The 15,018-nt window shown below is 61.8% G+C and carries 14 protein-coding genes and 1 pseudogene; 9 read left to right on the top strand and 6 right to left on the bottom strand.

Annotation, left to right across the window (positions count from 1 at the left end; genetic code table 11):
* Positions 1 to 46: 46 nt before the first annotated feature.
* The 6 genes from ACTNBK_RS08195 to ACTNBK_RS08170 all read right to left on the bottom strand — a co-directional run bounded on the left by ACTNBK_RS08195 (position 47) and on the right by ACTNBK_RS08170 (position 6,821).
* Positions 47 to 1,441, bottom strand: a complete 1,395-nt coding sequence (locus tag ACTNBK_RS08195; RefSeq protein WP_441145227.1) for a DUF4340 domain-containing protein — start codon at positions 1,439 to 1,441, stop codon at positions 47 to 49.
* The gene (locus ACTNBK_RS08190; protein ID WP_441145225.1) at positions 1,428 to 2,876 is read right to left on the bottom strand and encodes a GldG family protein; all 1,449 of its coding nucleotides are present in this window, start codon (positions 2,874 to 2,876) and stop codon (positions 1,428 to 1,430) included. The genes ACTNBK_RS08195 and ACTNBK_RS08190 overlap by 14 nt, the downstream gene beginning before the upstream one ends.
* Entirely contained in the window at positions 2,876 to 3,739 is an 864-nt protein-coding gene (locus ACTNBK_RS08185; RefSeq protein WP_441145223.1) for an ABC transporter permease, read from the bottom strand. Before ACTNBK_RS08185 ends, ACTNBK_RS08190 begins: the two co-directional genes overlap by 1 nt.
* Complete coding sequence (locus ACTNBK_RS08180) at positions 3,736 to 4,731, bottom strand: ABC transporter ATP-binding protein (RefSeq protein ID WP_441145221.1); 996 nt, start codon at positions 4,729 to 4,731, stop codon at positions 3,736 to 3,738. Before ACTNBK_RS08180 ends, ACTNBK_RS08185 begins: the two co-directional genes overlap by 4 nt.
* 159 nt (positions 4,732 to 4,890) lie before the next feature.
* On the bottom strand, positions 4,891 to 6,120 hold the full coding sequence (locus ACTNBK_RS08175) for a sensor histidine kinase (protein ID WP_441145219.1): 1,230 nt from the start codon (positions 6,118 to 6,120) through the stop codon (positions 4,891 to 4,893).
* Entirely contained in the window at positions 6,117 to 6,821 is a 705-nt protein-coding gene (locus tag ACTNBK_RS08170; protein WP_441145218.1) for a response regulator transcription factor, read from the bottom strand. The genes ACTNBK_RS08175 and ACTNBK_RS08170 overlap by 4 nt, the downstream gene beginning before the upstream one ends.
* 292 nt (positions 6,822 to 7,113) lie before the next feature.
* Here ACTNBK_RS08170 and ACTNBK_RS08165 point away from each other — a divergent pair, with 292 nt between their 5' ends.
* From ACTNBK_RS08165 to ACTNBK_RS08125, 9 genes and pseudogenes are all read left to right on the top strand, one after another.
* Positions 7,114 to 7,890: a sulfite exporter TauE/SafE family protein gene (locus ACTNBK_RS08165; RefSeq protein ID WP_441145216.1), complete on the top strand. Its 777-nt coding sequence runs from the start codon at positions 7,114 to 7,116 to the stop codon at positions 7,888 to 7,890.
* 32 nt (positions 7,891 to 7,922) lie between these two features.
* Positions 7,923 to 8,336, top strand: coding sequence for a hypothetical protein (locus ACTNBK_RS08160; RefSeq protein ID WP_441145214.1), 414 nt, complete (start codon positions 7,923 to 7,925; stop codon positions 8,334 to 8,336).
* Positions 8,337 to 8,348: 12 nt separating this feature from the next.
* Positions 8,349 to 8,534, top strand: a pseudogene (locus ACTNBK_RS08155) (aryl-sulfate sulfotransferase N-terminal domain-containing protein); the annotation flags it as partial.
* Positions 8,535 to 8,552: 18 nt separating this feature from the next.
* Positions 8,553 to 9,683 carry an aryl-sulfate sulfotransferase gene (locus ACTNBK_RS08150; protein ID WP_441145228.1) on the top strand — a complete coding sequence of 377 codons (1,131 nt, stop codon included), beginning with the start codon at positions 8,553 to 8,555 and terminating at the stop codon, positions 9,681 to 9,683.
* A 192-nt stretch (positions 9,684 to 9,875) separates the two neighbouring features.
* Positions 9,876 to 10,580 carry a LytR/AlgR family response regulator transcription factor gene (locus tag ACTNBK_RS08145; protein ID WP_441145212.1) on the top strand — a complete coding sequence of 235 codons (705 nt, stop codon included), beginning with the start codon at positions 9,876 to 9,878 and terminating at the stop codon, positions 10,578 to 10,580.
* The gene (locus ACTNBK_RS08140) at positions 10,580 to 11,863 is read left to right on the top strand and encodes a GHKL domain-containing protein (protein ID WP_441145210.1); all 1,284 of its coding nucleotides are present in this window, start codon (positions 10,580 to 10,582) and stop codon (positions 11,861 to 11,863) included. Before ACTNBK_RS08145 ends, ACTNBK_RS08140 begins: the two co-directional genes overlap by 1 nt.
* 253 nt (positions 11,864 to 12,116) lie before the next feature.
* A complete protein-coding gene (locus tag ACTNBK_RS08135) occupies positions 12,117 to 13,040 on the top strand; it encodes a glycosyl hydrolase 2 galactose-binding domain-containing protein (RefSeq protein ID WP_441145208.1) in 924 nt (307 codons plus the stop codon).
* Between the two features lie 10 nt (positions 13,041 to 13,050).
* Complete coding sequence (locus tag ACTNBK_RS08130; protein WP_441145206.1) at positions 13,051 to 13,794, top strand: ABC transporter ATP-binding protein; 744 nt, start codon at positions 13,051 to 13,053, stop codon at positions 13,792 to 13,794.
* Positions 13,791 to 14,981 (top strand): ABC transporter permease, encoded by a 1,191-nt coding sequence (locus ACTNBK_RS08125; protein ID WP_441145204.1) that lies wholly within the window; start codon positions 13,791 to 13,793, stop codon positions 14,979 to 14,981. The genes ACTNBK_RS08130 and ACTNBK_RS08125 overlap by 4 nt, the downstream gene beginning before the upstream one ends.
* Positions 14,982 to 15,018 lie beyond the last annotated feature (37 nt).

The following is a 15,018-nucleotide window of genomic DNA, read 5'->3' as shown; positions in this document are numbered from 1 at the left end:
CCCCCCCCCCCCCCCCCCCCCCCCCCCCCACTTTTCTTGTTTTCGGTTAAAGCACGATGGCGTTGACCGCCTCGATGAGGTCCACCACAGAGGACCGGGGCACCAGAGAGACCGGCTCCCCATCCACCACGGCCAGACACTGCTCGCCGTCGTAGCGGTAGAGCTGGATCCGGATCTCCTGGACGTTCTCGTTGTCCAGGGTGACGGTGAGGCTGATCTCCTCCTTCTGGTCGGGGGATTCCTCCGTGAAGCTGGCGGCGGTGAGGCTCTCCAGAGCGCTCTGCAGGTCGCCGATCTCCAGTTCCTCCTCCCCGTAGGAGAAGGTCTTGTCGTCTCCTGTCCCTTCCGAGGTGATCTGGTAGGTGCTCCCCTCCAGGGTGATCTCCAGGCCGGTGACGTCGCCGAAGTCGGCGGTGAACACCTCCCGGTGTCGCAGGTCGTCATAACCGGCGGCCATCAGCTTCTCATAGCTGGTACCGGCGATCTGGTAAATGATCTTGGAGTCGCCGATGCGGACATAGGCGGTGATGTCCTCCTCGGTCTCCTCCGTCTCTGCCGCCGTGGCCTCCCGCTCCGCCGGGTCCCGGCTGACGCTGATTGTGAAGGTCTCCGCGGTCTGGTTCCCCTCCTCGTCCTCGGCGGTATACTGCACGCTGACCGTCAGCTCGGGGTCATCCAGGCCGAAGGCGTCCAGGTCCTCCTCACCGGCGCTGTAAGTCACATAGTCGTCGGGGTCCAGGCTGCTGATAGTGTTCAGATAGCTCTCCACCCGGCTGGTATCCAGGGGCAGCCAGGCATCGCCCTCCTGGACGAAATAGTGGTCGTCGGCACAGGCGGTGTAGGTGTTCTCCTCCTGCCAGACCGCCTCATAGCTGTCCGCGCCGGAAAACCGGATGGAGGACACTTGGTCAAAGTCCGGGGTCTCGTCGTTTTGGATCAAATCCTGAATGGTGACCTCAAAGGAGTCCATGGGGTCGTTCTGGACCAGGTAGACGTTCCCGTCTCCGATGGAGACATAGCGCTGGGCATCCATGGTGCTGAAATCGCCCAGCTGGATCTCATAGCTGGTGTCGGCGGTGGCGATGTCGATGGTGCACGCCGGGTCGTCCAGACCGTACTGGCCGAAGTCGGTGACGTCCTCGATGATGAAGGAGGCGCCGAAGGACTGGAACTGCTCCAGCAGGGCGTTGATCTTCTCCTCATCCACGGGGAAGGCCTCGTCCTCGTCGTAGATCCAGTGCTCGTCCTTGTGGAAGGCCAGGGACTGGTCGTCGTAGCTCCAGGAGAGGGACTCCACGGCGTCGGGGTCCACCTCCAGGATGACCTCGTCGGTGTTGGCGATGCGCTCCTGCTCCTCCTGGTAGTGGACCACGGCGAAGGCCGCCACGCAGACCACCGCCAGCACCCCCAACAGGACATAGATCCGTTTAGCCCGCTTCATTCTGCTTCCTCCTTCTGTTCAGGATGACACCGATACCGATGCCCAGGTAGCCCAGGGGGAAGACGCCGATCATGAGCACCTTCAGCAGGGAGGCGGTGGAGTCACTGATGCTCAGGTAATTGTAGTTCAGGGACTTGCTGCGGATGGCCATGGCCTCGCGCTCGCCGATGAGGGAGGAGAGGGCGTTCATGGCCAGGTCGGAGTTTGAACCGGAGGACCAGGCGTTGTACATGTCCTCCAGGAAGGCGGAGGAGGAGAACCAGACGATCTGACCATCGTTGTCACAGGCGATGGAGACCGCCACGGCGAAGGGCCCGTCGATGTCCCCCTCCTCCTTCTCATAGGTGTCCAGATCGTAGCCGGCGATCTTGCTGAAGGCGGACTCTGAGGTGGTCATCAGCTCGGTGACGGCGTCGGTGGCGTTGTCCAGAATGAGGCCCTGGGAGATGGGCATGTTGACATAGTAGTTCTCCTCGATGAGGGGATCGGTGATGTCATTGCTCACCAGGTCGGGTAGGAGGATATAGGGCTGGAAGGTGTAGTGCTCCCGGTCGGCCTCCACCACGATGCCGTCGCAGGTCTCCACGCCGTAGTCAGCAAGCAGGCTGTACAGGTTCTCCAGGGTGCCGTTCTCCTCGGTGGGACCGGCCACCACCATCAGCTTGCCGCCATTTTTGGTGTACTCGGAGAGCATCTCCACCTCCTCCTGGGAGAGGTCGGAGGTGGGGGCGTAGATCAGGATGCAGTCAGCGTCCTCCGGGATCTCATCCACCGTCAGCAGGGAAAGGGATTGCGTCTCGATGTTCTCCTTTTCGATCTGCTCGCTGAAGGTGGCGGGGAGCTCCCCCTCGCCGTGGCCCTCCAGCAGGTAGAGCTGGGGCAGGTCCTCGGTGACCACGTAGTCGATGGCCGAGGTGATGGCTCCCTCACCGTCAAAGGAGGTGTTGTAGGAGTAGGAGTACATGTCGGCCTCCTGGAGATAGATGTCGTCGTAGCCGATGTAGCGGCTGCGGTCCCCACACTCCACCACCAGGCTGTTGTTCTGCACCGTCTCGTCGGTGTACTGCTCGGCGAAGGTGGGGTACACATCGGGGTTCTTCTTCACCACCTGGATGTGGTCGGAGAGGCTCTCATACTTGCCCAGCAGGTTTTCAATGACGCTGTCCTCCTGGCCGGACTGGACGATCCAGTAGATGGTGACGTCCTCCTCCAGGGCATTGACCACCACCTTGGTGTTGCTGGTGATGGAGTAGAGCTTGGAGGAACTGATGTCGTATTTGGTGAGGGTGGTGGGCAGGGCGGAGACCAGCACGTTCACCGCGATGAGGATGGCCAGCACCACCGCGGTGATGACCAGGGAGTAGGAGCCGCCCTGGAAGGCGATGCGGTTCCGGGCCGCCCGCTCCCGGTCGGGCAGGAATTTCCGGTTCTTCATCAGTTGTACCTCCGTTTCTCAAGGGACTGCACCGAAAGGAAGAGGAAAAAGGCGGCCACCGAGAGGTAATAGACGATGGCGTTCATGTCGAACACGCCGCTGACAAAGGCGCTGAACCGCTCAAAGAGGGACAGGGTCTTCATAATTCTGGGCAGCAGGCCCTCGAATTTGGAGGAGTCCGTCCAGCCCACCACGCAGACCACGGCGGCCAGGGCGAAACAGACCCCGTAGGCCAGGACCTCATTTTTGGTGAGGTACCGGATGACGAAGTACAGAATCAGGATGAGGACGATAATGGCCACCATGGAGCCGAAGGCGGTGGAGGAGACGTACTCAGAGAGACTGACGCTGTAATAGTTGAAGAGGATCACGGCGATGCCCACGCCGGCGGCCAGGCCCTGGTTGTCGGTGAGGCTGGAGATGAAGACGCCCAGGGCGATGAGGGCGGCCCCCATGAGGAAGATGGCGAAGAGGGAGCCGTAGGAGGTGGGCAGGTACACGTCGCCGAATTGGGCAAAGATAGCCGGGTAGACGGAGATGACGGCCAGAGGAATGAGGTAGACCACCAGCAGGGCGGCAAACTTACCCAGAATCACCTGGGTGGTGGTGATGGGCAGGGAGTAGAGGAGCTGGTCGGTCTTCTGCCGGCGCTCCTCGGCGATGACCCGCATGGTTAGAATGGGCACGATGACCACAAAGACGATGCTGCCGAAGCTGAGCACGTATTCAAAGTTGCTCACCGCCGCCTGGAGGTTGTAGAGCATGGAGCCCACCCCCACGATGGCCAGCAGGAAGGCGCCGAACACATAGGCGGTGAAGGAGTGGAAATAGCTCCGGAGTTCATGCTTGAGTACCGCGATCATACCGCTTCATCCTCCCTTTCTTCCGGGGTCGTCCCGTCCCCGGTCTGGTCCTCGCCGCCGCTCTCGGTGAGCTCGATGAAGATGTCCTCCAGGCTGGCCTTCTTCAGGTTCAGCTCCAGCAGGGGTTGGTCCTCCTCGGCAAAGGCGAAGAAGAGCTGCCGGGAGACGGCATAAATATCCTTGCTGTCGGTCTTAAGCCGGGCCGACAACAGCCCGTCCTCCCGCTCCTCCAGCTCCACGTCGGTGAGGTGGTCCACCTTGGCCAAAAGCCCCCGCACCACATCGGCCTTGGCGTCGGTGGTGAAGGTGATCTCATTGGCGGACAGGAGGCTGCGCTCCAGCTTATCCGGGGTGTCGAAGGCCACCAGCTTTCCGTGGGCGATGATGAGGATCTTTTCACAGATGGCCTGGACCTCAGAGAGGATGTGGGAGCTGAGGATGACGGTGTGCTCCCGCCCCAGCTCCCGGATGAGGTCCCGGATCTCGATGATCTGGATGGGGTCCAGACCCACCGTGGGCTCATCCAGGATGATGACCTTGGGGTTTCCCAGCAGGGCCTGGGCGATGCCCACCCGCTGCTTGTAGCCCTTGGAAAGGGCGGAGATGCGGCGGTCCCGGACGGCCTCGATGCGCACCTGTCCGATGACCCTGTCGATCTGCGCCCGGAGCTCGTCGCCCCTGAGGCCCTTGGCCTCCCCTACGAAGCGCAGGTACTCCGCCGGCGTCTCGTTCATATAGAGAGGCGGCTGCTCCGGCAGGTAGCCGATGAGCTTTTTCGCCTGCTCCGCCTCCTCAAAGATGTCATGGCCTCCCACCTCCACACGGCCCGAGGTGGCCGAGAGACAGCCGGTCATGATGTTCATGGTGGTGGTCTTGCCCGCTCCGTTGGGACCTAAAAAGCCGTAGACATGGCCTTCCTCGATCTCAAAGGAGAGGTCGCTGACCGCCAGAAAATCGCCGTAGTATTTGGTCAGATGTTCCACTTTTATCATAGCGGGACCTCCTTGTCGGTTGGTCTTGGTTCAGGCGTGCACTCCGCCATACGGTGCCGTATTATACCCCATCCCCCTAAAGCGGCCCTAAAGACGGCGGGATGCAGAAAAGGGGCCGGAGCGCAGCGCGCTCCGGCCCCTTTGGTCCCCTGTGCTCTTTTATCTCAGCTCCGCTCTGAAGCCGATGGAGTCCCCCTTCTGATAGGCGTGGATGCTGCCGTGGTGGCTATGCACGATGGACCGGGCGATGGACAGCCCCACGCCGAAGCTGCCGGAAAAGGTCCGGGCCTTGTCCGCCCGGTAGAACCGGTCGAAGAGCCGGTCCAGCTCCAGACCGCCCACCCCGGCGTAGGTGTTCTCCACGGTGAGCACCGGGTGGCGGCGCTGACTGACCTCCACCCGGATCTCGCCGCCCTGGTCGCAGTATTTCACTGCGTTGTCCATCAGGATGGACACCAGGCGGCGGATCAGGCCCTCGTCCCCCTCATAGCGGATGCCCGGCTCGATGGCGGTCCGGAGTCCCTTCCCCCGCTCGGCGGCCAGGGGCTGGAACTCCGACACCGTGTCCTCCACGGCGGCGCTCAGGTCAAACGCCGAACGCACGATATGGTCCTGGCTCTCGTCCATCCGGGAGAGGGCCACCAGCTGGTTGATCATGAGCCCCATCCGCTCCCCCTCGCTGCGGATGTCGTCCAGCCACTCGTTCTGCCCCAGCTCGGCCTCCACGATGTCCAGGTTGGAGAGAATGAGGGTAAGGGGGGTCTTGAGCTCGTGGTTGGCGTCGGTGATAAACTGCTTCTGCTTCTCATAGCTCTCCGCCACCGGCCGCACCACCCGCTTGGAGAGGAGGACGGTGAGGAGCAGGATCAGAAGGGCGCTCCCCAGCAGCACCAGGAAGGCGGTCACCAGCAGCCGGGTGGTCACGGCCCAGTTCATGCTGCCGTTGACAAAGACAGCGGTGGCCCCCTGGGCCGTGTCCAGGATACGGTAGCGGTAGTCGGAGACCCACCCCCGCTCCCGGCCCTCCTTCAGGGCCTTCTGGACGTATTCCTTTACATCATCCCGGGAGATGGATGAGATGGCGTCCATGTTGATCCGCTGGATCTGCCCGTCTCCGTCCAGCCACACGGTGAAGAACCGGGTGCTGAACTGGGTCTCCTCCGTGATGATCTCCCCGTAGGGCAGGCGCTGGGCGGGACCCCGGCGGTCGTCGGGGTCAAAGTCGGGAAAGACGCCGTCGTTGGAGACGATGGCGTCGGTGAGAGTGTCCATGGTCTTTTCCATCTGGTCCCAGCTGAAGAGGACCAGCAGCAGAAAGATGACGGAGAAGACCGCCAGCGTGGACACCGCGCTGATGAGGATGAACTTCTTCTGCAAACCGGCGATCATGACCTGACCTCCAGCGTATACCCCGCGTTGCGGATGAACCGGATGTCCAGCGGCGCCCCCAGGGCATTGATCTTCTTCCGCAGGTTGGAGACGTGGACCCACACCACACTGGTGTCCACCGTGGTGTCCCACCCCCAGAGGTGGGTGATGAACCGCTCCGTGGAGATGATGCTGCCCGGTGCCTGCATCAGCATCTCCAGGATCTGAAACTCCCTGCCGCTGAGGGCCTGGAGCCGGTCCCGGAAGGCCAGCTGATAGGTGGACCGGTTCAGGGTCACCTCCCCCAAAGTCAACAGGTCGGGGAGGAAGGTGTCCTTCCGGCGCAGCATGGCCCGCACCCGGGCCAGCAGCTCCGCCGTGGCGAAGGGCTTTGGCAGATAGTCGTCCGCCCCGGCATCCAGGCCCTCCACCCGCTGGGACACCTCCGTCCGGGCGGTGAGGAAGAGGGCCGGGGTGGTGATCCCGTTCTGCCGCAGGGTGTGGAGCACCTGGAGCCCGTCCATCCCCGGCATCATGATGTCCAGCACCAGGCCGTCGTACTCCATGGACTGGGCGTAGGTCAGGGCGTCCCCGCCGTTGGACACACCGTCCACACTGAATTTGTTTTGCTCGAAAATATGGATCAGGGTCTTGAGCAGCTTGGGGTCGTCCTCCGCCACCAGCAGTCTCATGTGCCTCACCTCCGGGTTCCGCTCCACCATACCACAGGCTCCTAAAGGCAGGCTAAAGCCCGCCGGTCCGCCCACGTTTCCCTCTATATATAACACGTCCCGCCGCCCCATTGCAAATTATCTTTCCCCGTCCGCCTTTAGGGCTGCTTTAGTCCCCCCTGCTATTCTCTTCCCAGCCGCGGTATGTTCCACACCCGGCATCATCCAAAATATCTCAAAATTCGTCAGGATATGGATTGACAACCAGCACCGCAGGTCCAATAATGTATCCAGCGTTCCGTCCGCCCCGCGGACCGGCCGCCCCTTAAGGAGGAACACCCCTTTGAATGAACTTTGGTGGGAGATCCTGATCTGTTTTCTGGCCGGCGCCGGTGCCGGTCTGGGCACCGGCTTTGCCGGCATGAGCGCCGCCACCGTCATCAGCCCCATGCTGGTCACCTTTCTGGACCTGCCGGCCTATGACGCCATCGGCATCGCCCTGGCCAGCGACGTACTCGCCAGCGCGGCCAGCGCCCGGACCTACGCCAAAAGCGGCGCCATCGACATCAGAAACGGCATCGTCATGATGTGCGGCGTGTTGAGCATGACCATGGTGGGCAGCTGGCTGTCCACCATGGTCCCCAACAGCACCCTGGGCGGCTTCTCGGTGGTCATGACCCTGGTGCTGGGCCTGCGATTCCTCTTCCTGCCCATCACCTCCCCCAGGCACGGCATGGGGGAGTGCAGTCGGGCCGTCCAGTTTGTCAAGGGCGCCGTGGGCGGGGCCTGCATCGGCCTCATCTGCGGCTTCTTCGGCGCCGGCGGCGGCATGATGATGCTCATGGTGCTCACCCTGTTCCTGGGCTATGAGCTCAAGACCGCCGTGGGCACCAGCGTGTTCGTCATGACCTTTTCCGCCCTCACCGGAGCGGTGAGCCACTTTGCCCTGAGCGCTCCTCCCCGGCCGGACCTGCTGGTCCTATGCGTGGTCTTCACCCTCATCTGGGCACAGATCGCCGCCAAAATCGCCACACGGTCCACACCCCTGCTCCTCAATCGCCTGACCGGCATGATCCTCACCGTTCTCGGCATCATTCTGATCGTCATTTCTCTCCACTAGCTCAAATTCAACGGAGAAAGGGAGCTGTGCCCATGACAACCAAACGAGCGAAAAAGATCGGTTTGATCTTGGTCCTCATTGTGGTGATCCTCGTCATCGCCGTGCCCCTCATCGTGATGGCGGTCTCCAAGGCCTTCACCGCCCAGGAGCACGTGGTGCGCACCGACTGGTCCTTCGAGACCGGTGACATCATCGCCGAGAGCGCCGAGTGGCAGGTGGACTTCACCGAGGCCCCCCTGGGGGATGGCCTCCGGGCGGTCCAGCTGGTCCCCCAGGACATCGGCGAGGAGGACTTCACCTTCTACGACCTCTCGGTACAGGAGCGGCTGGACGGTGCCCTTCAAAGCCTGAAGACCATGACCGGCAGTCCCTGGACGGCCAGCATGCCCCTGGCGGTGCTCAACCCCTTCGGCACCGGCAGCAACGGGCTCTACCTCTACTTTTAGACGGAGCAGGCCACCCAGGTCTCCTACACCATACACGTGGACGCCGGGGACATCCCCGACTTTACCGCCACCGCCACTGACAGCTCCGGCCAGGCGTATACAAAGGTCCATGAGTTCCAGCTCATCGGGCTGGTCCCCGGCGAGACCAATTACGTGACCATGACCATCACCGGCAGATTGGGCAACACCCGGCAGCTGGTTCGCTTCACTGTGGACATGCCCGACACCAGCTCCGGCTACGACACCCGGCTGGAGGTGACCGAGGGGACCTCCGACCAGGCCCAGGCCGAGGGCCTCTTTGCCATGATGCGGGTCAACGGCTACCTGGGCTACGGCTTCTTCTACGACGACGCCGGTATCCTCCGCTACGAGATGGTGCTGGAGGGCTTCGGCCTGGACCGCATCCTCTTCGACGGGAACGAGATCATTACCTGTGTCTCCTCCTCCAAGCTGGCCCGGATCGACGGGCTGGGCCGGGTCACCCAGGTCTATGACCTCTCAGGCTACGATCTCCACCACGATATCGGCTTCGGCGCCGATGGCGAAGTGCTGGCTTTGGCCGAGGCGACCGGAGCCCAGCGGGTGGAGGACCGCCTCCTCTCCATAGACCCGGACACCGGGACCGTCACCGAGCTGGTGGACTTCAGTGTCCTCATGGAACCCTATTTTGAGATGACCCGGCCGGTGGAGCCCGCGGACAACTTCTTCTGGCAGGCGGGCGAGTGGGACTGGATCCACCTCAACAGCCTCCAGTACATGGATGACGACAGTCTCATTCTCTCCTCCCGGGAGACCTCCACCATCATCAAGGTGGCAGACCTCCACGGTGATCCCACCGTGGATTGGCTGGCCGGAGACGCCCGCTTCTGGGCCGATACGCCCTATGCCGAGCTCTGTCTCACCCAGGAGGGGGACTTCGTACCTCAGTACGGTCAGCACTGCGTGGAATACCTGTCCGACGGCGATGCCGATGGCGTCTACTATCTAGCCCTTTACAACAACAACTACTGGTCTTTGAACACTCGGGACTTCACCATGGAGGTGGCCGACAGTGTGGGCACCGATCTCTACGGCACCGGGGACGAGACCAGTCAGTGCTACGTCTACCGCATCGACGAAAACACCCGTACCTTTTCTCTGGCAGGCAGTTTCGACGTGCCCTATTCCAGCATCGTCTCCAACGCCTCCCAATGTGGGGAGAGCGGCAACTGGGTGGTCAACAGCGGTGTCGCCATGGTCTTTGGCGAGTATGATGCTGACGGTGTCCTCATCCGAGAATATCAGTATGAATGCACCATGCAGAATTACCGGACCTTCAAATACAACATGAACATCTGGTTCCAATAGCCGAGTCTGATGTCATTTTCTGCGGAGCGGGCACACCATTGCCCGCTCCGTTTTGTGTCTCCATATGTGGTTTCTCCGGTGAAAATAGCCCCGATTAAATTGACTTTTTGATGTAGATACCATATACTAATGTCTTACTAAAACCCCGTGTCTGCGGACAGGACCGCACCTTTGGGGAAAGGAGGACAAGCTGTGCGCATCGCCATCGTGGAAGACGAGGCCGAACAGCGGGAGCAGCTGCGCTCCTATATCCAGCAGTACGCTGCGGAGATCGATCAGACCTTTGAGGTCATCACCTTCTCCAATGGCGTGGACCTTCTAAAGGACTACACACCTCAGTATGACATCATCCTGCTGGACATCGAAATGCCCGGTCTCAACGGCATGGAGGCCGCCGAGTGTCTGCGGAGCATGGACAGCGATGTGGTACTCATGTTCGTGACCAACATGGCCCAGTACGCCATCAACGGCTACGCCGTGGGCGCCCTGGACTTCGTCCTCAAGCCGGTAAACTACTACACCTTCACCGTCCGGTTCGCCCGGGCCATCCAGCGGGCCAGGCAGAGGAAAAACGGGCAGATCCTCCTCACCCTGCCCGACTGCGTCCGGCGGCTGGACACCCAGCAGATCTACTATGTGGAGGTCCAGAACCGGATGCTCCACTACCATACAGAGCTGGGCGAATTTGTCCTCCGCGGCACCATGCAGAGCGCCGAGAAGGAGCTTTCCCGCTACCATTTCGTCCGCTGCAACCACTGGTATCTGGTCAACCTGAGCCATGTAGCTGAGGTGCGGCGGGATATGGTGGTGGTGGCCGGCACCGAATTGGAGATCAGCCGGCGCAACCGCACCGCCTTCCTCACCGCCCTGACGGAGTATGTGGGGGGAAACGGCTGATGGATGAGCGCTTTCCTGTTTTGTTTCTTCTGACTCTGGCAAGTCTTTGGGTGTCCGCCCTTCTCTTTCTCCTGCCTCTGCGGAAAAAGGAGCCCTTCCGTCTCCGCCTGCTCTTCTGCCTGTGCATAGAAAGTCTGGTCTATCTGGTCTTGTCCCTGGTGTTCGCCCATCTGGACCTGATCATATGGGCGGGGCCTCTCCTGCGCTTCGCCGCTGTCACCCTGCTTTTCTGGCAGTGCGGCGACCTCACCGCAAAGGCCGTTCTTTACTGCGCCGTCTGGACGGTCATGATCCACGATCTGTCCATCGAGCTCAGCACCGCCCTCTACCAGCTTCTGCCCCAAAACATGCCTGTGAGCTGGCTGCCCCCCGTGCTCCTCTGGGCCGCCATTCTGGCCACCGTCGGTCTCACCATCGCCCGCTGGATGCCCGACAACAGGAGCTACCACACCGGCCCCCGTCAGCTCACCAGCGCCTTTCTGCTTCTGCTCCTCTTTCTGGGTATGGGATGGCTCTACGCCGGTTCCGGTCTGAGCCGGGACCCCCGGGTGGGTCTGGTGGTCATGCTCCTCATCAAATGCCACTGCGTCACAATCCTCTACCTCCAGCATTCCCTCTTCCAGAAGAGCGCCATCCGCCAGGAGCTGTCCATGCTCAATCACCTGTGGGTCCAGCAGAAGGACCAGTACGCCCTGTCCAAGGAGAACATCTCCCTCATCAATCAGAAGTGCCACGACCTCAAGCACCAGATTCAGGCCATGCGCGTCATGTTCTCCGACGAAAAGCGGGAGGACTATTTTCACGAGATGGAGCAGTCGGTGCGTATCTACGAGGTGCTGGCCAAGACCGGCAACGAGGTCCTTGATACGGTGCTCACCGAAAAAAGTCTCTACTGTGAGGCCAACGGTATCCAGGCCAACTGTGTGGCCGACGGGAGCCTGCTCTCCTTCATGGACCCGGTGGACCTCTACACCATCTTCGGCAACGCCCTGGACAACGCCATCGAGAGCGTCAAGGACAACGCCGACCGGGAAAAGCGGATCATCGATGTTCTGGTGTACGCCGAAAAGCAGATGCTGGTCATCCAGATCATCAATCCCGTGGCCCGTCCCCTCCAGTTTGACGAGGAGGGCCTCCCCATGAGCACCAAGGTCAACGACGGATACCACGGCTTCGGCCTGAAGAGCATCCGGCACACCGTCAAGCGCTATGGCGGTTTTCTCACCGTCAAGGTGGAAAACGGCTGCTTTTACCTCCAGATCCTGCTGCCCATACAGCGTTAACACCACATTTCGGCGGGTGCGCTTCGGCGCACCCGCTTTTTGTATCTCATGCTCGGCCCCCTCTGTTTTTGTGAAAAGTCCACAAAAACAGAGGGGGTATTTCTGGATGCCATGAGACCACTTACGACGCCTTTTGCGCCACTTATGAAAAGCATATTGAGATTCCAGAAAAGACTTTGTAAAATTCGTAAGCAATGAAAAATCAATCCCGTCCCCCCTTTTCCCAACGGGGACAAGAAAGAGGAGCGTGTCAATGCGAGAGAGCATCTGCTTGAATCGGGAATGGTCTTTTCTCGGCCCTACCGGCGCTGTGGAGACGGTGGACGTGCCTCACACCTGGAACAACGTGGACGGTCAGGACGGCGGCAACGATTACTGGCGCGGGACCTGTACCTACCAAAAGCGCTTTCCCCTGCCCCCCTTTGACCCCGACACACAGGCGGTCTATCTGGAGTTCCAGGGGGTAAACGCCACCGCCGATGTGACCCTCAACGGCCAGAGTGTCATCCATCACGACGGCGGCTACCTCACCATGACCCTCAGCGTGGATGAGCTGGATATCTCCGATATCGCCGTGGGACAGACCGCCTCCGTCACCGCCGATGCCGTAGAGGGCCAGACCTACACCGGTGTGGTCACCAAGGTCAGTGTGGCCGGCACCTCAACCGGCAGCGCCACCACTTACCCAGTTACCATCCGTATCGACGAGACCGACGGGCTCCTCCCCGGCATGAGCGTGGACGCCACCATCGAACTGGACAGCGCCGAAAACGTGCTGGCCATCCCCACCGCCGCCCTCAACCGGGGCAACACCGTCCTGGTCACCGCCGACTCCCCCAGCGCCGTCAACGCAGTGACCCAGGCCCCCGAGGACATGGACAGCTCCGCAGCTCCGGAGGGCGGCGGGGCGGCCCCGACTGAAGTGCCCGAGGAGAATGGCGCCGCTGGCCAGCAGCAGTATGTCTCCGTCCCCGTCACCGTGGGCATCAGTGACGACAACTACATCGAGATCACCTCCGGCCTTCAGGAGGGTGATGTGGTGGCCTACATCCCCACCACCTCCTCCAGCGGCGGCATGGGCATGATGATGGGCGGCATGCCCGGCGGTATGGGCGGCGGTATGCCCGGCGGCGGAGGCGGCATGCCCGGCGGCGGCGGTGCCCCCGGCGGCATGTAAGGAGGTCCCCATGAGAGCACTCATCGAATTTCAGCAGGTGTGCAAGTACTACTACATGGGCGACACCACGGTGGTGGCCGCCGACCATATCTCCTTCCAGGTCTACAAAGGGGAGTTTGTGGCCATCGTGGGCCAATCCGGCTCCGGCAAGTCCACCTGCATGAACATCATCGGTTGTCTGGACGTCCCCTCTGACGGCACCTACCTGCTGGACGGCCGGGACGTGGGCCAGATGAACAAAAACGAGCTGGCCGAGATCCGCAACGAGCTGCTGGGCTTCATTTTTCAACAGTACAACCTGCTGCCCAAGCTCAACCTCCTGGAGAACGTGGAGGTCCCCTTGATGTACGCCGGCGTCCCCAAAAAGGAGCGCCGGGAGCGGGCCATGGTGGCCCTGGAGATGGTGGGCCTGGCCGACAAGATGAAGCACAGGCCCAACGAGCTCTCCGGCGGCCAGCAACAGCGGGTGTCCATCGCCCGGGCCCTGGTGGGGGAGCCGTCGGTGATCCTGGCCGACGAGCCCACCGGCGCCCTGGACTCCCGCACCGGCCGGGAGGTGCTGGGCATCCTCCAAGAGCTCCACGCCGCCGGACACACCGTGGTCCTCATCACCCATGACAACTCTATCGCCGTCCAGGCCCAGCGCATCATCCGCCTGGAGGACGGTCACGTCATCTACGACGGTCCATCTGACGCGCCGGAGGCCGTGGTCACCCCCAACGCCGTGGGGCGGTTCGGAGGTGTCCCCTCATGAGCATCCTGGAATCCCTGGAGCTGGCCCTCAAGAACATCGTCTCCAGCAAGACCCGCACCCTTCTCACCATGCTGGGCATCATCATCGGCGTGGCCGCCGTCATCGTCATCGTGGGCCTGGGCAACGGCCTGGAGCAGTACGTCACCGACAGCTTTTCCGACATGGGCACCAACACCCTCACCGTCTCCGTCATGTCCCGTGGCTCCACCCGGACTCTCAGTGTAGACGAGATGTATGAGATTGTGGACGAGAACAGTCAGTACCTGGACCTGTGCTCCCCCACCGTCACCATGCCCGGCTATGTGAAGATCGGCTCCGACACCGTCTCCTCCACCTCCGTCCAGGGGGTCAGCGAGGACTACTTCTCCATCTCCGGCGACACGGTGGCCTCCGGCCGGGGCCTCCAGTACAGCGACATGGCCACCCGAAACAAGGTCTGCGTCATCGGCGCCTATCTGAACCTGGCCTACTACGGCGGCAACGCCGTGGGCCAGACCCTGCGGGTGGGCGGACAGAGTCTCACCATTGTGGGGGTTCTGGCCCAGTCCGGCGAGGCCCTGGAGGAGGGGGGCAGCGACGACTGCCTCTACCTCCCCTACACCACCGCCTCCCGCCTTGCCGGGGACGTGAGCAGCTATGTCCTCACCATGCGGGACGAGGACCACATCGACGAGAGCGTGGCCGTGCTGGAGTCCGCCCTCTATCAGGTCTTTGCCAGCGACGACTATTACACTGTCACCAGCATGGCCGAGATGCTGGAGACCATGACCAGCATGATCAACATCCTGGTGGGCGTCCTGGCCGGCATCGCCGCCATCTCCCTGGTGGTGGGCGGCATCGGCATCATGAACATCATGCTGGTCTCCGTCACCGAGCGCACCCGGGAGATCGGCATCCGCAAGTCCCTGGGCGCCAAGGAGCGTTACATTATGCAGCAGTTCGTCATCGAGGCCGCCTGCACCAGCGCCCTGGGCGGCATCGTCGGCATCCTCCTGGGGGACGGTCTCTCCATGGCGGCCTCCACGGTGGTCACCCGGCTCATGGAGGAGACCCTCACCGTGGCTCCCACCCTCTCCGCCGTGGCCCTGGCCTTCGGCATCTCGGTGGGCATCGGCATTCTCTTCGGCTACCTGCCCGCCAAAAAGGCCGCCCGCCTCAACCCCATCGACGCCCTGCACTACGACTGAGCTCTCACACACGCAAAGTATTGATATAAGGAGTATT

Source organism: Intestinimonas sp. HCP28S3_D6 (assembly GCF_052065695.1).
In the GTDB taxonomy this organism is placed as follows: Bacteria; Bacillota; Clostridia; order Oscillospirales; family Oscillospiraceae; genus Intestinimonas.
Note: the sequence above shows the minus strand (reverse complement) of the source record. Positions and strands in the feature narration are given on the sequence as shown.